Raw genomic sequence first — 24344 nt, forward strand, 5'->3', positions numbered from 1 at the left:
TTCATAGACAACGAGAGTGTACAACTGAATACATCACATGGAATTTTTTTTATAAGAGGAATTGATTATCGAAGGAATAAACGGTGCTTTAACAAATACTTTACTCTGGCTTTACTTCACTGTCAATTTACAAGACCGGACTAAAATTTGAAGTGAGATCAGCAATATAAAAAAGCATCAGTAAACTGATGCTTTCAGCTTATTAATTATTTAAGTAATTCTCCCCTAATACTTTTTGAATCATTTTTTCTCCGATGGCTGAAGTCAAAACGCCTAATATTCCGGGCGCAAAAGCAAAGAAAAAAATCATATTTTGTAAACTAAACCAGAATACAATGACCATGCCTCCTATTAGCAAAAGCGACCATTTAGCACTTTTGACAAGTAAATAGATTTGAGCTGGCAGTGTCCATTTGAAATCAGGGACTAATTTTTCAAATAGAGGTTTGGTGAATAATATGCCCCCTCCCAATACAATCATCAACAAGGCTGCGTATTTTGCTCCATACCACATAGATCCAGCCATTGAACTCGGGAATGGTATCAACACAAGTAGAATCAAGTAAAAGAATAGAAAAAAGACAAGCAGTGATTGGAATCTGTTTCGATCTGTATTTTGGTAATTGTTTTTGAAGTTGGAAAAAGTTTGTTTTCTTTCCTTTTGTACAATGTCTAAGCTGACTAACACTAGTGCTTTAATAGAAGCCAGTAAAGTGATCACTCCAAATCCCTTGACGAGATAACACCAGAAAAAGAAGCTGTTTTTGATCATTTCGTAGACAAATTCCGTCAGTCCATATAACTTGGTTACAAATACATCCATCTTCGTCACTTTTTGTTTCATTTTCTATCCCTCTTTTACCTATTTTTATCATGACACAAAAACTGAAGGTCATTTCCCCTTCAGTTTTTGCGTGTGAACGATCAGATTATTTCAATCCAAATTCAGCTCTCAATTCTTCAGCTAGTTCTTTTAATGGACCTTCAACTGGCGTGTTGTTTAGGTTCAATGTTTCCACTAAAGCTGTAACACGATTTTCAATTTCTGGTACGTCTTTTTGGTACGGTGTGTTAGGTACAACACTGCCGTTTTCCAATTGATTCACTAATGCTTGTGCGTTGTCTGGTGCACCAGCAAAAGAAAGTACGTCATCAGTAGCTCTGTTGACAACCGGTACAGCAGAAGTAATCTCAGCTTGGATATCTTGTCCGCCGCCGTAAGTTAAGAACTCTAGCAATTCCCATGCTTCTTCTGGATAATCTGTTTCAGCATTGATACTGATTGGAAGGTAAGCAGCTGGAGATAACGTTCCTTTGTCGCTTGCGCTTGGAAGCGGAACGATGTCAAACTCAAAGGCAGCATTTTTTTCAAATTCAACCCAGTCCCAAGGACCAGCCATACTCATTCCAGCTACACCTGATAGGAATAAGCTGGACATTCCTTCTGTTTGTGCACCTGTCGGTTGAACGTTGTACTCATTGATCATTGCTTGGCTAAGTTCAATAGCTTCAATCGTTTTAGGAGCATCTAAAGTGATTTCAGCCGTTTCAGGATCCATGATGTTCGTTCCATGTGCAGTCAATAATTCTTTCAAGTAGAAGTTTTCAATCCCGAATTGAGTCGTTCTGTCTCCATCTTTTACAGTCAACGCTTTAGCAGTTTCTAAAAATTCATCCATTGTCCAGTCGTCTTCTGGATATTCAATACCTGCTTCGTCGAACATATCTTTATTATAAGCCATTTGAACAGTTGAACGGTCACGAATCATTCCGTATTGAGTGCCATCTACTTGTCCTAATTCAATAACACCTGGCTGCAATTCATCTAGATCCAATTTGTCCACTTGGTCTGAAAGGTCCATCAGTAAGCCGTTTTCAACAAAAGTTGCATACCCTGCTGGTTGTGTCCAAATCAAGTCCGGCAAGTTTCCGCCTGCAGCCATCGTCAACACACGTTCATTGTATTCATCGTAAGTAGCTGAAACTTGTTTGATCGTAATATGTGGATTTTCCTCTGTAAAAGCATCCAAAATTTCTTGCTCTTTCTTTGTTCCTTCAGGGTTGTTATTCCAAGTCATGATTGTTAATGTGATCGGCTCTTCTCCATTACCTGATGTTTCTGCTGAATCTGCAGCATCGCTTCCGCCGCAGCCTGCTAATAATGTTGCTCCTAATAAAGTCAATGAGTACAACGCTTTTTTACCAAATTTCATGATATTCCCTCCAATTTTTTATCCTTTATTTCCTTGAGTAGCAATACCTTCAACAAAATATTTTTGACCTGTAAAGAAAATAACGATCAGCGGTAACAACATTAATGCACTTGCAGCCATCATCGGTCCCCAATAAACCGTTAAAGCCCCTTGGAACTGCATGACCCCGATTGCCAATGTATAGTTTTCCATACTTTGCAAATAAATCAACGGTGTCATAAAGTCATTCCAGAATCCCATGAAGCTGAGTAGAGTGACTGTGATGATCGAAGCACGAGACATCGGTAAAATCAATTTCCAGTAAATTTGGAATGTGGATGCTCCATCTAAATAAGCAGATTCTTCTACTTCTTTAGGAATCGTCCGGAAAAACTGTCTCAATAAGAAAATATAGTACGAATTTCCGAAAAAGGCTGGCAAAATCAATGGGACCAATGTGTCGACAAAACCTAATTTAGACCAAATTACATAGACAGGTATCATGGTTACTTGCGGCGGCAACATCAAAGTCGACATCAAAAGAGCAAACCAGACGCCTCTACCTGTAGCTTTGATCCGAGCAAACCCATAGGCTACCAATGAACTGGAAACAACAGTCCCCAACGTTCCTAATCCTGCAACTAAAAGAGAATTCTTATAGAATGTTGCAAATGGGACGATATCAAAAACTTCTTTGAAATTTTCCCAGTCCCAGATTTTAGGCAGTATACTTGGCGGAAAAGCCATAGCCTCATTTTCTGGTTTAAATGCAGTAAAGATCATCCATAAAAAGGGTGTCAGAAAAACAACAGATAGAAGAATCAACATCAAGTATATTAAGAAACGCTGGACTTTATTCGCTTTGCTTTTACTTTTGTATTTCACCTTGATTGGTGTATTTTCTTGAGATAACTCCATTCCCTTAACTCCTTTCTTTAAGAATATTAATCTCCGGATTCATAATATACTTGTTTGCCGATAAATTTGAAGACGAATGCCGTTAAAATCAGCACTAGAATAAACAGCATCCAGGCTAAAGCTGATCCATAACCTTGATTAAAGAACTGGAATCCTTGTTGGTAGAGATAGAAAACAAAGAACATAGATTGGTAGTTAGGTCCTCCAGAACCTCCACTGACAACGTAAGCTTGGGTAAACACTTGCAATGAACCAATCAGTCCCATGATCAATTGGAAAAAGATCACTGGAGATGTTATAGGTACTGTGATGTTCCAGAATTTATGCCATGAGCTGGCTCCATCTATTTCAGCTGCCTCATATAGGGATGTGGGAACTTCTTGCAGACCGGCCAAATAGATAACCATTCCTCCCCCAACTCCCCACAAACTCATGATAATGAGTGTTGGTTTGACCATTTGCTCACTCAACAACCACATGGATGTTGGAAGATTGAAAAAGTCTAGAATAGCATTTGCGATCCCAAAGTTTGGTTGAAAAATTAACATCCACAATAATGAAGTCGCAACGGTTGGAACAATGGATGGCAAGTAAAAGATCGTTCTAAATACACCCATGAATTTTACTTTTGTGTTCAAAAGGACCGCTAACAAGTACCCGGTCACTAAACTTAATGGGACACTCAACAACGTATAAAATATCGTATTGCCTAAAGACTTCCAGAACAACGGATCCTCTGAGAACATTTGCTTGTAGTTATCTAAACCTACAAATTCAGGCGTCCCGAATCCAGATGAGTTGGTAAACGATAAATAAAGCGAATAAATCATTGGTCCGGCAGTTAACAAGAGAAATCCTATGATCCAGGGAAAGGTAAACAGATAAAATAGTTTATTTCGTTTTTTGCTTAACATTCTTTACCTCCTTTTCATCAGAGAAACCATTATTTTCACTCACTTGTTTAAACCAATAGCCTGATTTCTTCAACGTCTTGACTTGTGTTCGAATATCATTAGACACTAATCCATATCGATTCCGGTAAGCATTTGTCCAAGACCAGTTGTCGATTGCTGTCCATAAGTGATACCCTCTACAATCAGAACCTGCTTCGATCCCTTTATGCAGCCATTCTAAATGCTCTTTGATGAAATCGATTCGGTAAAAGTCATCAATTTGTCCGTCAGCATTCATGAACCGTTCTTCTTGAGAGACGCCCATTCCATTTTCTGAGACGAACCAAGGAATATTGCCGTAATTGTCGCGAATATTCAACGAAATATCATACAACGCTTGAGGATAGATTTCCCACCCTTTATCTACATTCATTCTTCTTCTAGGCATTTCATAGTCATCAAAATACTGATTGGGCATCCAATCAGAAGCTGAACTTGGAATGATGCTTGGTTCTTTTGCACGGGAAGGATGATAAAAGTTCACCCCCAATAGATCGATCGTATTTTGTTTGATCAGTAGTTTTTCTTCCTCTGTGCTTTCCCATAACACTCCATCAGCCGTTAATAATTCTACTAATTCAGAAGGGAATTCCCCCAAAACAGCAGGATCAAGAAAGAGTTGATTCTTCCACAAGTCGGCAATTCGACTAGCTTTTAGATCTTCTGCTCTGTCACTAGCTGGATAAGACGGTGTCAGATTTAAAATCGTCCCTATTTGCTGGCCATCTCTATCCCAACCGCCAGAGCGAAAAGCTTCTATCGTTTTTGCTGTAGCTAATACGATATTGTAGGCTACTTGGACCGCTTTCTTTCCGTTGCGGATATTTGGATAGTGGAACTGGTACAAATATTGTCCGTCAACAACGACCATCGGCTCATTGAAAACGAACCAGTAGCGGACTTTGTCTCCATACAACGTAAAACATTGCTGAGTGAATTTGACGAACAAGTCAACGACTTTCTTAGACTCCCAGCCGCCATACTGATGGTATAACTCAACAGGAAGATCGAAATGATGCAGCCCTACAAATGGTTCAATCCCTGCCTCCAGCAAAGCATCGATCACATTATGATAGAATTGGACTCCGTCTTCATTTAAAGACGCTGTTTCAAAATCGTCGATCAATCTTGTCCACTGAATAGAAATCCGAAGAGAATTTAGTCCGGCTTCTTTCATCAATTGAATATCCTCTTTATAACTATTGTAAAAATTTGATGCTGTATTTGGACCTACTTGGTTGTAGAACTTTTCTGGTTCCATATCATACCAATGGTCAAATACATTCGCATGCGGCTTGTTGAACCTGCCTTCTGCTTGAGGACCGGATGTGGCTGATCCCCACCAAAATTGCTCTGGAAATTTCTTCACTGCTTTTCCCTCGCTCTCTTAAAACGCTTTCATTTCGTTGTGGATAAAAAATCCTCTTACTTTATCTGCTACCTTAGGGTAATACTCATGTCCATATTCTGGTAATAAAATCACGTCTTTTGGACTGGTAATCTTATTGAATACAGCAAACTGAGTTGAAGGAAAGCAAATCTCATCATCTAACCCTGTCGCCATGATCACCTCGGCTTTGATTCTAGGAGCAAAATGTTGTACATCAATGTATTCTAATGTTTGGAAAAAAGTTTCTTCTTTTTCATGCAGCGGGTCTCTGAATCTGAACCAGTAAAATAATTCTTCATAAGCAGAATTTTTAATATCCAATTCAAAAGCTCGGCGATAATCGCTCAAATATGGATGTGTTGTGAAAACACGTTTGATTCTGGGTTCGAGAGCTGCGCACACTAAAGCTAACGCTCCTCCTTGAGAAGCTCCTTGAACAAAAATTCTTTCTTCATCTACTTCACCTAAAGACATTAGAATTCTAGAAGCAATGACCGTATCCAAAAAAACACGCTTGAAATATAAAGCTTCTGGTCCTTCTTCGATTCCTCTGATAATCAATCCTTTTAAAGCCGTTCCAACAGTAGAAGATTCGATATTCTCAGATTTCCCACCTTGCCCTCTGCAATCCATCGCCATAACGACGAATCCTTCAGCAGCCCAGCCAATTTTTTCACTGAAATCGCCGCTATTTACATGGTAACCATGAAATTGAAGCAGTCCTGGGAATGTGGCGCCTTTTCTTTTCGGTTTGAGCAATTGACAAGAGATTCTTGTTCCGTCAAAACTAGTAAAAGTCAATATGTAGCAATCTGCAACATTAGAAGCAACAGCTGCTCGTTCTAATTGGTAATCTAGTGAAAGGTTTTCTAATTTGGACAATTCCTTATCCCAAAAAGCATCAAAATCATGAGGTTTTTGACCTCTTCCCTCATACTGCAAAAGTTTTTCTAGGGATTCTTGTATCATTTGATTCCTCCTTCTCAAAAGAGTTAAGCGCTTACAATTCATATTATAGTATATATAAATTTTAAAGTAAATATATACTTTTAAAATTTTAAAATAATTATTCTTTCTACATAAAGACTATTTTTCTACCTTATCTTTCAAAGTATGCAGGAAGTAAGATATAATGAATCAGTAAACAGTTGATGATTTCTTTATAGCCTTTTAAGGAGAACCCGTATGCAAAAATACTTATTTATCTACAATGATATGAAAAACAGGATTTTAAATGGTGAATTCGTTGCAAATGAAAAACTCCCTTTTGAAAAAGACCTTTGTATTTCGTACAATACCAGCAAGATGACGATCAAAAAAGCTTTTGATTTACTGGTAGAAGATGGATTGATCATCAAAAAACGCGGTGTAGGTACGTTTATTAAAGATATCAATTCTAAAGAAATGGAGAGATTGATCGTCACCAGTCAGTTCCAAGGATTGACCTCTACAAATCCAAAAAATAAAATCACCAGTAAAATATTGAAGTTCAATATCATCCCTGCTAATCCGAATGTTGAACGACAATTGAATCTTGCTCCTGATTCATTTGTGTATGATATCCATAGAGTTCGGTACACTAATGGACAGCCCACGGTTATCGAACAAACTTATATGCCGATCGATTTGATTGTCGGCTTAAATAAACAACATTTAAAGAATTCTTTGTACCGATATATTGAAGAAGAATTGAATTACAGAATCCAAAGCGCACATCGAAGAGTCTCCGTTCGAAAAGCTACCGAGGAGGAAGCTCAAAATCTGGAATTGCAAGTTGGAGATCCAGTAGCTGTTGCAGAGCAAGTGGCTTACTTTGACAACGGACGAGCTTTTGAATACTCTTTCTCTGTCCACCACTACAACTTCTACAGTGCCCAATTTATTGTGACCAAATAAAAAAGTCTGCTGAAGACAATCGCTTGATTGGTCTTTAGCAGATCTTTTTATGTACAATACATTTTATAAAATGGTTTGGTTTCCGCCATTTGTTTGAGCAGCATACAATTTTTGAGTCGTTTTTTGAATAAATTCACTGACAGTTTCAGTTGATTTGTATAAAGAAACTCCGGAACTTACACTGATTCGTCTTGGAATGGCAAAAAATGTATCTGAGACCATTTGTCTGATCGTTTCAGCAAGATCGTAAGCTTCTTCTGTATCTGTATTTTCTAATAATATCAAGAATACAGCTTCTCTGTATCGTCCTGCAGAGTATTTATCTTGGATAGCTGTCTTAATAATTTTACCGGTTTCTTTCAGGACTTCTTCGCTGAGTATTATCCCGTATTCTTCCTCCAATAATGGATACTTGTCAATGTTCATAACGATCATAGACAACGGTTGATCCTGTTTTTTAGCTCTGTTGGCGTACTTGGCAAATTCCAATAAAATAGCCGAACGGTTGTATAAAGAAGTGATCACATCTTGTTTCATTTGATTTTTCAACGTTTTGTTTTTGACCATCAAATCTTCACGTTCTTTTTCCTCTTCCGTAACATCAAAAACGATTCCTTTAAGAAATAACGGCTTCCCATCTTCCGTACGTTCTGTAACTTTTCCACGATCCTGATAGACTTTCCACGAACCGTCTTTTGCTTGGATACGGTATTTTACTTCCCATACTGGAATTTTGCCATAAAGATGATCCATCATAAGGTTCATGACCATATCTTTATCGTCAGGATGAACTTTATCTGTAAAAAATTCATACGGTACTTTCTCTGGCAAGTCTTCTTTCATATAACCAATAGCTTCAGCTTTCAAGGAATTAAAAGTCACTTCATTAGTTGTAAAGTCCCAAAACCATTGGCCTAAATTTCCTGACCACCCAAACTCAAGTCGTTCTGTTTCTTGGAAGGTTTTCAATAACTCTTTATTCAAGCGATTTAAAGCTTCTATTTTTACCAGGAGCTCTTCTTTCGTTTGTTCTTTATAATCTTGCATTGTAAGCCTCCTTTAGAATCTCATTCATTCTAAACTCTGTCTTACCTAGTGTAAGCTATTCTATTGCTTCGTTCAACAGCCTCAAGGAAATATCATTTTTTGTTCATATATCGGTAACATTTCAACGTTATTAAAAGAACTTTTGGTCTAAAGGGATTAAAATTATATCTCTCCTATATATTAAATTCACTATTCAAAAAAACTTACATTATTTTGTCTAAATCAAAATAATGTAAGCTTATAGTGGGGGAAAATTACGATTATTCTGGCACATCATAATTTAAAAAACTTATGATTTTAGCAACTTCTTCGTTTTCCACCTCATGTCCGCCATCTAGTAATTCCAATTTGGTTGTTGGGAAATATTCAGATAGCTGTTTAGACAGCTGAAGTACGTCGCTAGGAAGTGAAAGGGTGTCTATTGCTCCAGTAGTAATCAGTATTCGACTTTTAGAGGTATTTTCAAATGTATATCCTAAATTTGAAGGATGCATCAATACGATATTATCTGCTATATCTGCCGCCTTTCCCAATAGTCCCAACACAAAATTGGCGCCATTTGAATAGCCCACAAAAGTTACTTTAGCATTTATCGGCTTAAGTTCATCCCATAAAGTTAAAAATTGGTCCACTCTGTGATCAAAATCTTCTCGTTCTAATTGCCCATCTTGAAGCGGCGCAAAAAATCTTCGATTAGAACCCGAACCGACATTTCCTAAAAAACTAATTACAGAAGCAGTTGGATCAATATCTCCCACTATAGAGAGCAAGCTGTATTCGTTTCCGCCGGTGCCATGGAATAAAACGAAAAATTTATTTGCAGAACCTGGTATGTTAATATAATCCATAAGAAGATCTCTCCAATCATTTAAAAGGATGTGTCATCATTTATGTTGAACCACTCAATTATACATCACGTCTCAGTCATTAATCGAGACATTCAACAATCATTTCGCTTTTACAACGAACTGCTTGGTTTAGACCTGATTTTAAAAACTGTTAATCAAGATGATGTAGAAATGTACCACGTATTTTTCGGAGATACTAAAGGACGTCCAGGAACAGAATTTACTGTTTTCCAAATGAGGGATGGCGCAAATAAAAAATTCGGAACAAATACCATTGAACGAACAATATTCGCTGTTCCAAGTATTGATGCTCTTTATTTTTGGGAAAAACGACTAAATGAAAATGGCTTATTCAATTGTGAAATTGAAGATTATAACGATTCAAAAATCCTTCGCTTTGAAGATTTTGATGGTGTTCAACTAGGGATGGTCCCCATTCAAGACACACTAAACGATACCTTTCCTAGAGAAACTGCAGAAATTTCTCTTGAAAATGCCGTTCTAGGAATTGATTCAATCCATTTACGTGTTCGCTATGCTCTTGCAACAGCTAAAAATCTGCAAGAAATGTTTGGTTTGATGGTTACTAAACAACTTCAGAAAGGGGATTGGTCAACAATAGTTTTATCTAAAGAAGGATCTTTATTTCATCAAGAGCTCCATATCATTGAAGATAAGAAAAATCCGCTCGAAGTCCAAGGCATCGGAAGCACTCATCATGTGGCCTTATCCGTAAGGAATCTTTTAGAGTTACAAGAAATCGAACAAAAGGTGCTCGAACGTAATTTCAACTATTCTGGTGTGAAATACCGCGAATTTTTCAACTCGCTTTACTTTAGAGAACCAAACCAACTTTTGTTTGAAGTTGCTACTGAAGAAACTTCTTTTACAAAAGAAACCATTGAATCAACTGATTTCAAATCTATACCTCTCTACTTGCCAACTTTCTTAGAGCAAAAAAGAGAGTCTATTGAATCCAGACTTTATTCCTAAATTGATACAAAAACTGCCATCCTAAGATTTCTGGATGGCAGTTTTTCTGATAAGGATTTTATTCAATAGTAACAAGCAATCTGTCTATCTGCTCTTCATCAATAACTGGATTGCTTGTTGGATACTTTCTTCTCCCGTACTGCCTTCTTTGATGCTTTCTTGCACACATTCAACCAAGTTTTCAGCAACGATCAAACTAATCGCACGATCAATACTAGAGCGAACGGCTGACAATTGTGTCACGATATCTGCACAGTCTTTCTCTTCTTCCATCATGTTCAGTACTCCGTGCAACTGACCATCAGAACGTTTCAAGCGGTTCACGATTTTTTTGTTGTATTCCATTAAACGACTTCCCCTCTCCAGGCAGAAATACCTCCCATGACATTCGTTACTTTGTAGCCCTCTTTTGACAACTCTTGGCATGCCATTGCAGAACGAGCTCCTGAATGACACATTACATAATAATCTTGGCTTTTATCCAATTTGTTTTTTGCAGCTGAAAGGTCGCTTAAAGGTACATGAACAGCTCCATCCACATGACCATTTTCCCATTCATTCACTTCTCTAACATCTACTAAAGAGAGCTTTTCTTTTTTCCACTTTTGTTCAAATTCCGGCATTGATATTGAGTTATACATTATTTTTCCACCTTTTCTGGTTTTACTGTTGAGTATAGAGCAAACGCTCCATCTAAATTTTTCACTTGATAGCCATTTTGTTTCAAGATTCGTTCTGCCACGTAACTGCGCAACCCACTGTGACAGCTGACGATGAGTGGTTGGTCTTTAGGTAGTTCTTTCATACGGTCTCGCAAATTGTCCAATGGAATATTTATCGACCCTTTTAAGCGCCCATTCATTTCCACTTCTTTTGCGTTCCGAACATCCAATAATTGGTGACCCGCAGCTTGTTTATCTTCCAATTCATGCCATTGGACCGATTCACTGATTCCTTCAATAATATTCAACGCTGCATAGCCAGCCATATTGACCGGATCTTTTGCAGAGCCAAATGGAGGAGCATACGTAAACTCTAATTCAGGCAGATCTTCCACAGTCATCCCGCCTTTGATTGCTGTTGCAATGATATCAATACGTTTGTCTACCCCATCTTCTCCAATAGCTTGCGCACCGTAGATTTTACCTGATGTGGGATGGAACAACAATTTTAACACAATGGTTTTTGCATTTGGATAATAACCTGCATGGCTTTTCCCTTGAATATGAATGCTTTCATAGAGTTCATCTGCTTGTTGCAGCTGCCGTTCGCTCAGCCCTGTAGATGCAGCTGCAAGGTTGAACACTCGTACGATCGCAGTCCCAATACTGCCTTTATTCTTATGGTCTATTCCGCTGATGACATCAGCTACTTGACGTCCTTGACGATTAGCTGGCGACGCTAAAGCGATCATCGTGTCTTCTCCATTGATCTGCTGTTTGACAACAATCGCATCACCAACAGCATAAATATCTTTTTGACTGGTTTCATACTGTTCATTGACTAGTATACCACCGCGTATGCCGGTTTTAATAGAGGCAGTTTGTGCTAATGAAGTCTCTGGTTTAACTCCTACGGACATCAGAGTGATATCACTTTCCAACCGTTCTCCATTTTCCAATACCACTACTTCCCCTTTTTTCTCAAATGAGTCTGCTGCCTGTCCTGTATACAGTTTGACCCCGTTTGCTGTCAATTCTTTAGTGACATATGCTGCCATTTCTTCATCTAAAGGCGGCAACACATGCGGTGCTTTTTCGATGATCGTTACTTCCAATCCGCGATGAACAAGACTTTCAGCCATCTCCAACCCAATAAAACCAGCGCCAATGACGACAGCTTTTTTAGGTTTTTCTTTCTCAATGAAGGTTGAAATAGCATCTACATCAGGAACTGAACGGACCGTAAATACATTCTCCGCTTCTTCTAATCCTTTTGTAGAAGGAACAAACGGTTTTGCTCCTGGCGAAAGGATCAACTTATCATAAGACAATGTGTACTCTTTTTCTGCAGTGCGGACGGTTACTTCTTTTTGCTCAGCGTTTATAGCTTTAGCTTCACTATTTGGCCGCACATCTAATTCAAAACGAGCCTGCAAGGACTCTGGCGTTTGTACCAATAAGTCACTGCGCTCTTCAATCTCGCCTGACACATAATAAGGCAAACCACAATTAGCAAATGACACATAAGGTCCTTTTTCCAATACAATGATTTCAGCCTTTTCATTCAAACGTCTTAAACGTGTAGCGGCAGACATGCCTCCCGCTACACCACCAATGATAACAATTCTCATTAATTTTTTCCTCCTCTTTTGGCACCAGTCCATGACATCATGCCTCCGCGCACATTGACGACATCGTGACCTTGTTTGAATAAGATTTTTGTCGCTTGTTTGCTTCTCATTCCAGATTGGCAAACAACATATGTTTTACCAGATGGGGTATATTGAGTGACTTTTCCTAAAGGAACATTTTTAGCTCCTGGAATATGTCCACTTCTAAATTCATGCGGCTCTCTCACATCTATGATTTGCGGTTTCTCTGCCATTTTATTTTCTAAATCGTTTGTCGAAATAGTAGGTGTTTTTTTGAAAAACATGTCTTTCCTCCTAGTTTTTGTTTAGTTTGATGTTAATTTTTCTGCTAAATACTCGTGTAACACTTCCTTTGGTTGATACCCGATGATTTTTTCGATCGGTTGACCATCTTTGTATAAAACCATTGTCGGAATACTCATGATTCCTAATTGACCAGCAACCTCATTGTTTTCATCTATGTTTAATTTCGCAATTTTGATTTCAGGTGAAAACTCTTCTTCTAATTGTTCTAATACTGGCCCCAACATTTTACAAGGACCGCACCAAGGAGCCCAAAAATCTACTAAAGTGATACCTTGTTGTACCTCTGAAGCTAAAGTTGAATCTGTTACTTTTACTGTCATATTATCTTTCCTCTCTATTTGTTTTTTAAAGTAGTGTTTCTTTCTAAGGAAAAAGTATTCGGTACTGGATCATAACCGCCTTTTACAAAAGGATGACATCTTAAAATGCGTGACGTCGCCATCAAAGATCCTTTTGCTGCTCCATGCTTTTCAATTGCTTCAACAGCATAATGTGAACAAGTAGGATAGTAGCGGCAATTAGGTGGAAATAAAGGAGAGATTCCTTTTTGATATCCCTTAATACCTTTTAAAATCACTTTCTTCATTTTTATACCCCCCGCCGTATTTATATAATACCCCGCCAGGTATAATTTGTAAAGAGGATAATTTGTATAAGCAATTATTCACTTAACACTAAATAACTAATTTTAATTAAAATGTTATTATGTGTTGATTTAGTTTGGTGGAATGGTAAGATACACATAAGTAGAAAGTTCTTGGAGGTGTTTTATTGAATCAATTAAAAAGGCAGGAAATGATTTTTGATTTGCTGAAAGTGAATGGCGAAGTATCTTCACCTGAATTGGCAGCTGAACTAAGTGTCTCAATGATGACGATCAACCGTGATTTAAAAGAGATCTCCACATGGGGAAATGTTCAACTCGTTCATGGCGGAGCTGTTTATCGAGGTGAACAAGCTGTCGAAAACCCCATTTCAATCAAAGAAGAAGTCAGTGTCCAAGAGAAAAAACAAATCGGCAAGTTCTGCAGAAATCTCGTTGAGCCTGGAAGTACGGTTTTTATCGAAACAGGTACAACTGCTTTAGCTGTAGCGAGAGAGATTTTTAATATTGAAGGATGCCGGTTTTATACCAATTCGTTATTGGTCCTAAATTCTTTGTCTCAGTATGAGGGGATCAATTTGCACGCTGTTCCCGGAAAGTACCGCGAATTGTCTAAAGGTTTTTTAGGATTGGAAACAGCTGCTTTCATCAGACAATTCAACTTCGATATAGCTTTTCTCGGCGCTGAAGGAATCAGTTCAGACGATGGTGTCACTCTTTTGGATGAAGAGGATACTTTTACGAAAAAGGCTGTAATGGATCAATCGAAGAAAACAATATTGGTCGCTGATCACAAAAAATTTGACCTTTCTTATTTTTATAAGATCGGCAACGCAGAAGATTTTGATCTAATCGTGACGGATCTAAATCCGCAACAGCCGGTTTTTAAAAAATTAGAATCCTTAACAACCATTTTATCAACCAAACAGGAGGAAAATGAACATGACAATCAACTTAAATGAAGTCGCTTTACCTACTATCCACACAAATCTTGAGTCAGTCATTTTATCAAATGAGACAATGACTGCTCGAAAAAAAAACTTTTTAGAGAAAATGAAACAGCAAGCTATCGATACGGCAATCATTTACGCCGACCGCGAGCATGGCGCCAATTTTGAATACCTTACCGGGTTTATTCCCCGTTTTGAAGAAGCTTGTTTAGTCATCCACGCCAATGGGGACAGCTATTTGATGCTAGGGAACGAAAACTTGAAATTAGCCTCACACTCTCGCACTCCGGCAAAAGCTGTTCATGTTCCTTACTTTTCTTTACCAAATCAACCGATGACTGGCGAAAAAACTCTTGCGGATCATTTCAAAGAGTGTCACATTTCTCCTGATGCAACCATAGGCGTTATTGGATGGAAATTATTTACTTCTACCCACTATGATAATAGTGGATTATTCGATTTGCCGTTCTACATTGTAGACAGTTTGATCCAATATGTTTCGGATCGTAAACAATTACAAAACTTTGCTTCAGCTCTTATCTCCCCAGAAGGCGGGTTGCGCACAACGCATAACGCCAATGAAATTGCTCATTTTGAGTACGGAGCTACTTTGGCTGGAAAAGGCATGTTCGAAGCAATCCAAGCTTTAGGAGTTGGCAAAACAGAAAAAGAAATCGGTGCTTTTCTTGCTCAAGAAGGCCAACCAAATACGGTAACCACTATTAGTGCAGCCGGCCAGCGCTTTACACACGCAACTCTGTATCCAAGAGACAAAAAAGCTTCGTTAGGCGACAATTATTCTATGACAGTCGGCTACAAAGGCGGATTGAGCAGCCGAGCTGGATTCGTGGCAGCTTCTAAAGATGATTTGCCTGAAAATCAATCGGACTATTTGGAAAAAGTCGGTATTCCTTACTTTACTGCTTACACGGCATGGTTGGAAAACATCAAAGTCGGCACTGTGGGAGATGAATTTTATTCTATGATCCAAGAAGTCCTTCCTTCTGATGTTTACGGGTGGACACTGAATCCAGGACACTATACAGGAGACGATGAATGGATGTCATCGCCATTTTTTAAAGGTTCAAAAGCTGAAGTGAAAAGCGGACAACTCTTTCAAGTAGACATCATTCCAAGTGTCTCGGGCTACTCAGGAGCAAGTTGTGAAGAACCTGTCGCTATTGCAGATAAAGCTTTGCAAGCCGAATTGAAAGAAAGCTACCCTGATGTATGGAACCGAATTGAAACGAGACGAAATTACATCAAAAACGTGATCAAGATCGACTTGTCAGATGATGTTTTACCTTTGAGTGACACGGTAGCATTCTACACGCCGTTTTTCTTGAATAAGACGTTGGCGTATACCAAAGAAGGATAAGCAAGCTAACAGAAAACCTTTAAAATCTAAAAACGCACATTGAGACTTTGCTCAATGTGCGTTTTTAATTCTTTATTTTCAGTTAAAATGATTCTTTTCATGTAAACTTGTCCCCATCGATATTCTAGTGCTGTCAACATGTATCTAACAAAAAAGTCATTCCTCTGCTCTTCTATTTCTCATTTCTTTATCTAACAATTTGTGCGCTTTTTTTGACCCACGGTCTAGATCTCTTTTCGTTTTACGTGTGTGGTAATTTGTAAACAGACTGTCTATATCGTAGTTCTGAGGATAAAGTTCTGCAGCACGGGTCAACAACTGAAGACGGTTCCTCGAAACTTCTAAGAAGACCTCATCGGAATATACTACAATAATGTCTGATCCTTCATCTTCATAGATCAATCCATTTTTTTGATTTTCTTTTAACAGTACGCGGTCTCCTTTATGGAATGTAACTTTCTTTCCGTTGTCTATTGGTTTCTGATTCTCATTTTTTACAAATGCTTTCTTCTGAGTAGAATAATTTTTATTTCCCATATACTCTTTTGCCTGCTTGATCAATGCAGGAGACATGTGGACTTTTTTTGCGATCCATAAAGCTTGGCTTTCCCCACTCTCTCCTAAGTGCAAAACAAACTTAGGAGTCAATGTTTCCCGGTCAAATTCCATTGCTGCCGGAGTGAAGTCTTCATGTTCTTCAGCGAATCGCTTGATTTCCCCATAATGTGTGGTCGCCACAATTAAAGCTCCTTTAGCGTACAAGTTTTCCATGATAGCAATCGCTAAAGCTGCACCTTCACTAGGCTCGGTGCCACTGCCTATCTCGTCTAACAAGACTAATGTATGGCGTTTTGATTTGTTCAAGATAGCAGCTATATTGTCCATGTGACCTGAAAAAGTACTTAAAGCATTTTCCATACTTTGTTGATCACCGATGTCCACAAATACTTCATCAAAGACCGCAATAGCCGTTCCTTCTTGAACAGGGATTTGAAGTCCAAACATTGTCATTAGTGTCAATAAACCTACTGTTTTCAATACGACCGTTTTACCACCGGCATTTGCTCCAGTGATCACCAGCCCACGACACTCTTCTCCTAAAATGAAATCCAAGGGAACAGCTCCAGTGGGTAAAAATGGATGAATCCCCTTTTTGATATGAATCATTTCTGATTTATTGACTTCTGGAGTGATTCCATTCAACTCTCGACTGTATTTTGCCCGAGCAAAAATGATATCAAAAGCGGTGATGGTTTCCATAATAAATTGAACGGCAGCTTCTTTTTCAGCCAAGTACCCTGTTAACTCCGCTAAAATCTGATACTCTTCAGCTGTTTCTTCTGCTTTTAAAAGAATCAGCTGTTCATTTGATTTTGCTGCAGCTATCGGTTCTACAAAGACTGTTGTTCCTTTATTGGATTGTTCAATAACATTTCCAATTACTTTGTTCTTATAACTAGCCTTTATAGGGATCGTGTAATGAGCATCTTTTTGAACAATGATTCTATCTTGGATCATGTCTTTATTGCTCGGATGCTTCAAAAATTTGGTTAACTTCTCTTGTATCTCTTTTTCGGTTTCTCGGATTTGTTTGCGGATTTTCCTTAAATTCTTTGATGCAGCATCTGATACTTTATGGTGCTGAATTTTTTGATAAATTTCGTCTTCGATTTCTATCAAACTCGGCAGATTTTTACTATACTGATACAATAAAGGCGTTTGGTATTGATTCTTCTCAAAAAAGGTATTGATCATTCGACTGCTTCTCAAGAAATCTGCGTATTCGATCAAATCATAGGCGTTCAACACTAATCCTTTTTTTACTTGATTCATTAAAGAATCGATTCTGGTCAGTCCCATGAAAGGAACATGTTGGTTGCTGTCCAAAATCAGACGTGCTTCTTGTGTTTCTTGCTGCCAAACAGTTACAGTGGCCAAGTTTGTTTGTGGTGAAAGTTCTCCAATACGAATTTTGCTGTAATTTCCAATCGCTCTAGCTTGTACTTCTCTTTGTACTTTATCAAATTGTAATTTAGTGAATGATTCTTCGTTCATAGCTCTCTCCCTTTCAAATGAAGAGATACCTGCTCCAAAAATAACTATTAACCTAGAGTATACAAAAAAAGACGATAGTCATACTACCGTCCTTAGAAAATAAAAATTCTATTTATCGACAGGTATCACTTATAAGCATGCTAAATAAACCTACGTTTATTCAGCTATTCAACTTATGAATTAGATACCTGGTACACTCACAGTAACAATCCCCATTCTTCTAGGTATTATTTATTCTCGCCTAAAATATAACAAAGTTATCCTAGCTATGTCAACAACTTATTCTGTTCTATGATTAGAGTTCATTTTACTGTTTCTGCTATACTAAAACAAAAAGCAGAGGTGGTATACAATGGACGCTGTAGAATTTGATTTTGTGGTAAAAGATAGTTTGCAGGCGTTGGAGCTCTATGAGAAGATTTTTCCAGTTCAACGTTTGGAAGCAACTGATTTTAAGCCTGGAGCAAATGAAGTGGTATTCACTATTTTCGGTACCCGTTTTCACATGCTGGATGAAAATCCGGAATATTACTTGGTTGCTCCTGTAAAAGGACATCCGCAATCTTTTTGGTTCAACATCATGGTAAATGATATTGAAAAAACCTACCAATCAGCTATGGAGAATGGTTGTACAGAAATTCAAGGCATCACGCGAATGGAAGAATTTGATATTTCAAAAGCTCAATTCTTAGATCCGTTTGGTTATGTCTGGATGCTGCACGAAATCCATCATGAAGTCAGCTTTGAAGACCGAATGGACATTTTAAAAGAGAAGTTTGAATAATGTACAGCAAAAAAGGAGAATCGATATTTCATTGATCCTCCTTTCTTGATTCATTATTTAGTTTCTAATGAATGAGTTTTACCATACAATTTACGGACCAATATAGGCGTCACGATAATTGTAATGATTGCTAAAGTAACGATTTGAGTCGTTGCGCTTGTCACATAAGGTGCTACTCCGGGATTCGCTTGAGCAATGATCGCTGGAAACGATGCAGAGACTCCTGCTGCCGAATTCATCGATAAGGCTGCTACCCCATCGTTTTTAAGTAATTTTTGATCGACTAAAACGATTGGACTCATTAATAAATAAAAGGCTGCTACAAGAACAATCCCGTAGACACCTGATTGCAAACCTTCAAACAAATTCATTCTTTGTCCAATGTTCCATCCCAACAACGGCAGCAGGACTGTAATCCCAGTCCCAAAAATTTTCGAAAAATCTTTATCGGCATTTCCTAATACCATACCTAAAATAAGAGGAAAAATCGTCGAGATGATCGGCATCCAATCAATCTCACCTTGACCAGATATCGCATAAATGAACATCGGCACAGCCGGAATTCCAAACAATCCTACTAAACCAATCGCAGCTTTGTCGACATCATCTCCAAAGTCGTTAGCCAGTGAAACATAAAGAGCCGGGTTCATACTGCACATAGCGACCACAAAAGCTAAAGCACTAATGCCAAATATACCCTCTTGTCCAAAGAAAGCAATAAACAATAATCCCAATCCAACTGTTAAAATGAACTTCACAACCAATAAAACTCCATGACGTTTGAACAGCTTTCCTCATGTTTTAACATTGATGCCTATTCCAGAACAAAAGCAAATCATAGCAATTATAAAACTCGTTCCGCTTCCTCCTAGGAAAGCCTCCGTGATTCCACCGACTCCACTAAATAAATTCGGCCATATCGTATAAAATATCGCGCTTAACAGCATGGGAACTAAAAATGTCCCTGCTGGTATTTTACTCATAAATTTAACCACTTTTTCTCCTACTTTCAATTTCTACAACACTATCAACCGTTGTTCAGCTTCTAATGATTTGTGTTCATTAGATGACAAATCATCCGGCCGTTTTTAGAAACCGGTAAACAAAATGTGTCTATTTTCCTGTAGCTGTTTGTAAAATGCAATTAGTGAGGCTCTGGTTTCTTCACAACTAGGCAATAACATTTTGATACTTCTTCTATTGTCAGCTACTTCACAAATTTTTTCAAGGAGATTTCCTTAGTTTAAGGCAATTACACCCTTTCTTCTCCTTGTTAGCGGTTAATTCAAATCATTTTCAAGGGATTAAACTCTTATTTTATGAAAGTTATATGACATATTATTTTAAAAAGATATTACCTTACAATAAGTTTCTTTATTCACAAAGTAACCTGTGTTAAGATAACACTGTATTAGAGAGATAAAATATACATTACAATCTTAAAAGCTCTTATTTTTCTATCTTTAAGCTCAGAAATGAGCATTAAGACTACTCTATAATACATAGCTTATAATCGGACAGTTTTTCCAGAGTTGATTTGGAAGGAGTAGAATGAATGAAGCGAATGCTATTACTAGCGATAGGTTTGGTATCTTTTGGTTTAGGCTCAATCGGGGTGATTCTTCCAGTTTTACCTACCACACCCTTTTTATTATTGAGTGCTTACTGTTTTGCCAGAAGTTCAAAACGATTTGACGTTTGGCTTAAACAATCTAGACTATATCGAATCTATATTGCCGACTATATGGAAAATCGGATGATCCCTACAAAGCGCAAATGGAAGATTTTGTTCAACATTTATTTGATGATGAGCTTTTCTATTTATTTCGCACCTTTACTCCCAGTAAAAGTAGGCCTGACGATTCTGACAGTCGGTATCACTTTTTATTTATTTATTTGCCGTTATTCCAAGTCGCCCAGAAAAAAATCCTGTTTTAGACTATAAGCAAAAAAACAAGCATCAGACTGAATCCGTCTGATGCTTGTTTTTTATAGACTAAGCTTCTAATCGTGAAACTTTTCTTGTCATGGTGACTGTTACTAGAAGACTGATTACCAGTAAAAACAAAGAGGTTACTATCACAATGCCTTGTCCTCCTGCCATCACTAAGTTGCTGAGGATGCTGCACAATACAACTGCGGCTACGATGGCTAAAGGTAATGATTTTTTCCACCAGCCAATCGTTAAAGAAATCAAGCTTACACTGCTTACCAAAACTGCAGCGATCAATAGGAGCGGAAGCTGGTTGATGAGTTGACTAAAGGATAATGTATCTTGGACCAACGGAAAAATAGATTCAGAAATAAAGAACAATACGTTGGTTAAAAAAAGTCCTATAAAAACGCCTAATCCCGAGAACACAACACAAAAAATGATTTTTGCCCATAAGATTCTCTTTCTGGATACTGGATAACTCAAGGTCAAATAAATGTAGTTGTCGTTGTAAGATTCCATGATTACTTTTCCTAGCAGCGCAGTTCCTAAACACGCAAATCCAGCGATATTAACAATAAAAGAAGTGAAATACAAAAATTCATAGGTCATCATTTCAGTATCGGCTACAGAGAAACTGGGATCTATTTGCGGCGCATAAGCCATCAGCTCTACCATCGCTAAAGCCGCTATCGGAATAATGATGGCTGCTAAAAAATAAGGGCTGAGAGCTATTTTTTTCATTTCTAGTTTGATTAAATTCATATTAATACTCCCCTTCCATTTTACTGATCAAAAAGTCTTCCAACTGATCTTGATGTGCAGCAACGAGTGCCGTTTTTTGGTCATTCAATACCATATGTCCGTCGTAAATCACGCCGATACGAGTCGCGACTAATTCGACTTCCGTTAAAATATGACTCGACATAATGATCGTCTTTCCTAATAATGAAATTTCTTCCAGCAGCTCTCTGAATTGCTTAATTCCTCTAGGATCTAAACCATTCAATGGTTCATCGATCACCAGCAGCTCAGGGTCATGAACTAAACAACGAGCTAACACTAACCGTTGGCGCATTCCTAAAGAGTATTCCTTGACCGGTCGATCGTTATCGCCACTCAAGCCTACGACTTCCAACCATTCTTGAATTCTATTTTTGGAAGCTTTCATGTAATCGCAGTGGATGGATAGATTTTCTACGGCATTCAAATGTTCATAAAAAACAGGTTCATTGATATTGGAGCCGATTTTGGTTTTCACTTTTTCAATATCTTTCGTTTCATTGAAAATACTAATTTCTCCATTAGTTGCTTTTGACAGTCCTGTTAACAGTTTAAATAAAGTAGATTTCCCAGCGCCGTTTCTTCCAAGCAGCACGTAGATTTCGCCTTTTTGAACGCTTAGGCTCAGGTTTTTCAATACTTCTTTTGCTCCATAATTCTTCTCTACATTTTGTACTTCCACTACATTCATCATTTCTATCTTCCTCTCTTTTATAGGAATAGCTAGTTGTTTATTATAGATACCACTGGTATGTTTCAACTTAAAAAAATAGCTGTTCAAAAGCTATTCTTTTTTTAGCTTCGAAAATAAATGGAAAGCATCTTCGACTAATTCGTCTGACAATAGTGGAACGCCTAACCCCTCAAACATCTTCTGGATAAACTTAGTTTTCCGTTTTAATTCTTCCAATGATAATACACTGATTTGGAATCCGATCCATAAATTCAATGTCAACATCAGTAATTCAGAAATTTCTTTTGGATATTCCGTTTGGATCGATCCGTCATCAATTCCCTCCTGAACGATTTTTTCTACTTCTGGAACCAATTCTTCAAAGACTTGCAAATACTGCTCTCCCAATATTCGTGGACTCCGTAAAGTTACAGCAGCCGAATAACCGATTGATTGTTGCCGGTAAGCATGGAAAGCGTCTTTTAACGTATTTTGCAATTTTTCAAAACCATTATCACCTTTTAAATCATCCAACATAGGCTGCTCGCCTGTTTCGTCCATCAGCGTTTCTAAAATAGCAAACTTCGATTTAAAATGATGATAAATAACTCCTTTAGTCATGTTCCCCAAGCCATCAACGATATCTTGGATCGATGTTCCATCATATCCTTTTTCTAAGAATAACTTTTCTGCTACTTCCAGAATTTTTTTCCTAGTTTCTTCTGGATACTTATTTCTTGCCACAAAATCACCTCGTTTTAGATACCAGTGGTATGTAAATACATAATACATACCACTGGTATTTATGTCAACTATTTTTATTTTTCTTATGTAAGTTTTTTCTAACATACATTGCCCCTATATTTTTTTGTTGCTATGATATGAATAATTAAATAAGCATATATCGCCGGATATAGATGTTTCCCCTTGTACTTAGGCCATTGACAGTACAGGGGGAGGCATCTATTTTTTTGGCTAATTTTAAGGGGGAGTTTATGTATGTTGTCATTATTAGGGGTTACTTTTGTCGCAAGCTTTACGGATAGTTTGAATCCAATCGCTATCACTCAGCAAATGATTTTACAGTCCGTTTCTAAACGAAAAAAAGATATTCTAGGATTTGTTATTGGAATTGCCTTAACAAACTTTGCTTTTGGTCTGCTGTTTTACTTTGGCTTAGCTCAATTGCTTCAGCAACTGTTTCTAAAAATTACTGAGCATATTCCAAACTTTTTACCTATGTTAAGCATCTCATTTGGGTTAATTTTATTGATTTATACTGCCAAACAATCCGTTAACAAAAATAAAAATCAGTCACTTGAAAATAATCAAGTAACATCAAGAAAGTTAGGCTTTATTCAGCTATTCGGATTAGGCGTCATGGCAACTGTGATGGAATTGACAAGTGCTGTTCCTTACCTTGCATTTTTGACTTTCTTACTACAATATTCTCTAGATACATTACTCGTTATTCTAATTTTAGTGATATACAATATCCTGTTCAGTTGGCCTTTGATCTTCCTTTATATTGTTTCTCTATACTTTGAACATTGTTTAACGGCATTTTATAAAAAATTATCTACTATTATCTCTTGGTTGTTAACTAAATTACTGCCGATTTTAGGCTTTACAGCAGGAATTCTTTTACTGATTTACGGTATGGTTAAAATTTTCTTGTAAAACTGGTTTGAACTCTATAGTATGAACGATGAGACCAAAAAGAGGAAGAGGCCAATAATAAATGAAGATTATTAAAGAAGAACCCGCTAATATAGATGAATTGAAAATCAAAGCCAACACAAAAGATGATTGGAAAGTCAGAATGGAAGCTGTAAAAGAATTAGCTAAGTATGACTGTCAAAAATCTAGATACATCTTAACTAAACTGGCTACTAGCGACCGCGTTTTCGCTGTTAAAGAAGCTGCTTTTTATGCCGCTCGTTTTATGGGCGTTACTGAAAAAGGCGAGCAATTGCCAACACCAAGAAAAAAAATAGGCTATACTAAGAAAGCTTACGCGAAAATTTTCAACCGTGTAAAACGTGATACACAAATGGAAGAATTTGACCTAGCTGTATTTAAAAAGCAGTTCCAAATTGTTTCTCCAGAGATGTATGACGTGATGCAATATGAAAAACAAGAAGATTTTGATGCTTGGATCGCTGATTCTTACGCAGAGTTCAATTAACATTCTGAAGTACTCTTGTTGAATTTATTTTATCGAAGAACCATTTACCCGTTATAGGGATAGATGGTTCTTTCGTCTTATTTTAGTCACTATGATTCTAAATAAGCACAAAAACAGCCTCTTAAATCCACCTAAATTT

The 24344-nt window shown here is 37.6% G+C and carries 26 protein-coding genes and 1 pseudogene; 8 read left to right on the forward strand and 19 right to left on the reverse strand.

Annotation, left to right across the window (positions count from 1 at the left end; all coding sequences use genetic code 11):
- Positions 1–202: 202 nt before the first annotated feature.
- From ACE025_RS07800 to ACE025_RS07825, 6 genes are all read right to left on the reverse strand, one after another.
- Positions 203–844 carry a hypothetical protein gene (locus ACE025_RS07800; RefSeq protein ID WP_485939110.1) on the reverse strand — a complete coding sequence of 214 codons (642 nt, stop codon included), beginning with the start codon at positions 842–844 and terminating at the stop codon, positions 203–205.
- 85 nt (positions 845–929) lie between these two features.
- Entirely contained in the window at positions 930–2213 is a 1284-nt protein-coding gene (locus ACE025_RS07805) for an ABC transporter substrate-binding protein (RefSeq protein ID WP_485939112.1), read from the reverse strand.
- An 18-nt stretch (positions 2214–2231) separates the two neighbouring features.
- Complete coding sequence (locus ACE025_RS07810; RefSeq protein WP_350470944.1) at positions 2232–3110, reverse strand: carbohydrate ABC transporter permease; 879 nt, start codon at positions 3108–3110, stop codon at positions 2232–2234.
- A 26-nt stretch (positions 3111–3136) separates the two neighbouring features.
- Positions 3137–4024, reverse strand: a complete 888-nt coding sequence (locus tag ACE025_RS07815) for a carbohydrate ABC transporter permease (RefSeq protein ID WP_350458720.1) — start codon at positions 4022–4024, stop codon at positions 3137–3139.
- Positions 4002–5432 carry a glycoside hydrolase family 1 protein gene (locus ACE025_RS07820; RefSeq protein WP_485939115.1) on the reverse strand — a complete coding sequence of 477 codons (1431 nt, stop codon included), beginning with the start codon at positions 5430–5432 and terminating at the stop codon, positions 4002–4004. Before ACE025_RS07820 ends, ACE025_RS07815 begins: the two co-directional genes overlap by 23 nt.
- Positions 5433–5450: 18 nt before the next feature.
- On the reverse strand, positions 5451–6422 hold the full coding sequence (locus tag ACE025_RS07825; RefSeq protein ID WP_485939117.1) for an acetylxylan esterase: 972 nt from the start codon (positions 6420–6422) through the stop codon (positions 5451–5453).
- 216 nt (positions 6423–6638) lie between these two features.
- On the opposite strand from ACE025_RS07825, the gene ACE025_RS07830 reads away from it, so the two are divergent.
- Positions 6639–7349: a GntR family transcriptional regulator gene (locus tag ACE025_RS07830; RefSeq protein WP_485939119.1), complete on the forward strand. Its 711-nt coding sequence runs from the start codon at positions 6639–6641 to the stop codon at positions 7347–7349.
- A gap of 63 nt (positions 7350–7412) precedes the next feature.
- Here the strand turns inward: ACE025_RS07830 and ACE025_RS07835 are convergent, their stop codons facing one another.
- Together ACE025_RS07835 and ACE025_RS07840 are read right to left on the reverse strand one after the other, a co-directional pair.
- Entirely contained in the window at positions 7413–8396 is a 984-nt protein-coding gene (locus ACE025_RS07835) for a sensor domain-containing diguanylate cyclase (RefSeq protein WP_485939121.1), read from the reverse strand.
- Between the two features lie 260 nt (positions 8397–8656).
- On the reverse strand, positions 8657–9244 hold the full coding sequence (locus ACE025_RS07840; RefSeq protein WP_485939123.1) for an alpha/beta hydrolase: 588 nt from the start codon (positions 9242–9244) through the stop codon (positions 8657–8659).
- A gap of 42 nt (positions 9245–9286) precedes the next feature.
- On the opposite strand from ACE025_RS07840, the gene ACE025_RS07845 reads away from it, so the two are divergent.
- Positions 9287–10237, forward strand: a complete 951-nt coding sequence (locus tag ACE025_RS07845) for a VOC family protein (protein WP_485939125.1) — start codon at positions 9287–9289, stop codon at positions 10235–10237.
- Between the two features lie 84 nt (positions 10238–10321).
- Here ACE025_RS07845 and ACE025_RS07850 read toward each other — a convergent pair whose 3' ends face one another.
- From ACE025_RS07850 to yidD, 6 genes are read right to left on the reverse strand one after another with little or no spacing between them, the layout of a single operon-like run.
- A complete protein-coding gene (locus tag ACE025_RS07850) occupies positions 10322–10582 on the reverse strand; it encodes a metal-sensitive transcriptional regulator (RefSeq protein WP_485939127.1) in 261 nt (86 codons plus the stop codon).
- Positions 10582–10878, reverse strand: coding sequence for a rhodanese-like domain-containing protein (locus ACE025_RS07855; RefSeq protein WP_485939129.1), 297 nt, complete (start codon positions 10876–10878; stop codon positions 10582–10584). Before ACE025_RS07855 ends, ACE025_RS07850 begins: the two co-directional genes overlap by 1 nt.
- Entirely contained in the window at positions 10878–12530 is a 1653-nt protein-coding gene (locus tag ACE025_RS07860; RefSeq protein WP_485939131.1) for an FAD-dependent oxidoreductase, read from the reverse strand. Before ACE025_RS07860 ends, ACE025_RS07855 begins: the two co-directional genes overlap by 1 nt.
- Complete coding sequence (locus tag ACE025_RS07865) at positions 12530–12835, reverse strand: rhodanese-like domain-containing protein (protein WP_485939133.1); 306 nt, start codon at positions 12833–12835, stop codon at positions 12530–12532. The genes ACE025_RS07860 and ACE025_RS07865 overlap by 1 nt, the downstream gene beginning before the upstream one ends.
- Positions 12836–12856: 21 nt before the next feature.
- On the reverse strand, positions 12857–13177 hold the full coding sequence (gene trxA, locus ACE025_RS07870; protein WP_485939135.1) for a thioredoxin: 321 nt from the start codon (positions 13175–13177) through the stop codon (positions 12857–12859).
- A gap of 14 nt (positions 13178–13191) precedes the next feature.
- Positions 13192–13443, reverse strand: coding sequence for a membrane protein insertion efficiency factor YidD (gene yidD, locus ACE025_RS07875; RefSeq protein ID WP_485939137.1), 252 nt, complete (start codon positions 13441–13443; stop codon positions 13192–13194).
- Between the two features lie 185 nt (positions 13444–13628).
- Here yidD and ACE025_RS07880 point away from each other — a divergent pair, with 185 nt between their 5' ends.
- Together ACE025_RS07880 and ACE025_RS07885 are read left to right on the forward strand one after the other, a co-directional pair.
- Positions 13629–14423: a DeoR/GlpR family DNA-binding transcription regulator gene (locus tag ACE025_RS07880; protein WP_485939139.1), complete on the forward strand. Its 795-nt coding sequence runs from the start codon at positions 13629–13631 to the stop codon at positions 14421–14423.
- Positions 14398–15789: a M24 family metallopeptidase gene (locus tag ACE025_RS07885; RefSeq protein WP_485939140.1), complete on the forward strand. Its 1392-nt coding sequence runs from the start codon at positions 14398–14400 to the stop codon at positions 15787–15789. The genes ACE025_RS07880 and ACE025_RS07885 overlap by 26 nt, the downstream gene beginning before the upstream one ends.
- 156 nt (positions 15790–15945) lie before the next feature.
- Here ACE025_RS07885 and ACE025_RS07890 read toward each other — a convergent pair whose 3' ends face one another.
- Complete coding sequence (locus tag ACE025_RS07890; RefSeq protein WP_485939142.1) at positions 15946–17844, reverse strand: endonuclease MutS2; 1899 nt, start codon at positions 17842–17844, stop codon at positions 15946–15948.
- 352 nt (positions 17845–18196) lie between these two features.
- On the opposite strand from ACE025_RS07890, the gene ACE025_RS07895 reads away from it, so the two are divergent.
- Positions 18197–18628 carry a VOC family protein gene (locus tag ACE025_RS07895; protein WP_485939144.1) on the forward strand — a complete coding sequence of 144 codons (432 nt, stop codon included), beginning with the start codon at positions 18197–18199 and terminating at the stop codon, positions 18626–18628.
- A 53-nt stretch (positions 18629–18681) separates the two neighbouring features.
- On the opposite strand, the pseudogene ACE025_RS07900 reads toward ACE025_RS07895, so the two are convergent.
- Positions 18682–19611 (reverse strand): annotated as a pseudogene (locus tag ACE025_RS07900) (2-keto-3-deoxygluconate permease).
- A 572-nt stretch (positions 19612–20183) separates the two neighbouring features.
- Between ACE025_RS07900 and ACE025_RS07905 the strand changes: the two are divergent.
- Entirely contained in the window at positions 20184–20573 is a 390-nt protein-coding gene (locus ACE025_RS07905) for a YbaN family protein (RefSeq protein ID WP_485939146.1), read from the forward strand.
- A 51-nt stretch (positions 20574–20624) separates the two neighbouring features.
- On the opposite strand, the gene ACE025_RS07910 is transcribed toward ACE025_RS07905, so the two are convergent.
- From ACE025_RS07910 to ACE025_RS07920, 3 genes are all read right to left on the reverse strand, one after another.
- Positions 20625–21305 (reverse strand): hypothetical protein, encoded by a 681-nt coding sequence (locus ACE025_RS07910; protein ID WP_485939148.1) that lies wholly within the window; start codon positions 21303–21305, stop codon positions 20625–20627.
- Between the two features lie 22 nt (positions 21306–21327).
- Positions 21328–22038, reverse strand: coding sequence for an ABC transporter ATP-binding protein (locus tag ACE025_RS07915; protein ID WP_485939150.1), 711 nt, complete (start codon positions 22036–22038; stop codon positions 21328–21330).
- A 90-nt stretch (positions 22039–22128) separates the two neighbouring features.
- Positions 22129–22761, reverse strand: a complete 633-nt coding sequence (locus tag ACE025_RS07920) for a TetR/AcrR family transcriptional regulator (protein WP_485939152.1) — start codon at positions 22759–22761, stop codon at positions 22129–22131.
- A 255-nt stretch (positions 22762–23016) separates the two neighbouring features.
- Here ACE025_RS07920 and ACE025_RS07925 point away from each other — a divergent pair, with 255 nt between their 5' ends.
- Both ACE025_RS07925 and ACE025_RS07930 read left to right on the forward strand, forming a co-directional pair.
- On the forward strand, positions 23017–23697 hold the full coding sequence (locus ACE025_RS07925; protein ID WP_485939154.1) for a GAP family protein: 681 nt from the start codon (positions 23017–23019) through the stop codon (positions 23695–23697).
- Positions 23698–23758: 61 nt separating this feature from the next.
- Positions 23759–24205 (forward strand): HEAT repeat domain-containing protein, encoded by a 447-nt coding sequence (locus ACE025_RS07930; protein ID WP_485939156.1) that lies wholly within the window; start codon positions 23759–23761, stop codon positions 24203–24205.
- Positions 24206–24344: the final 139 nt, after the last annotated feature.

Source organism: Desemzia sp. AGC72, assembly GCF_057334175.1.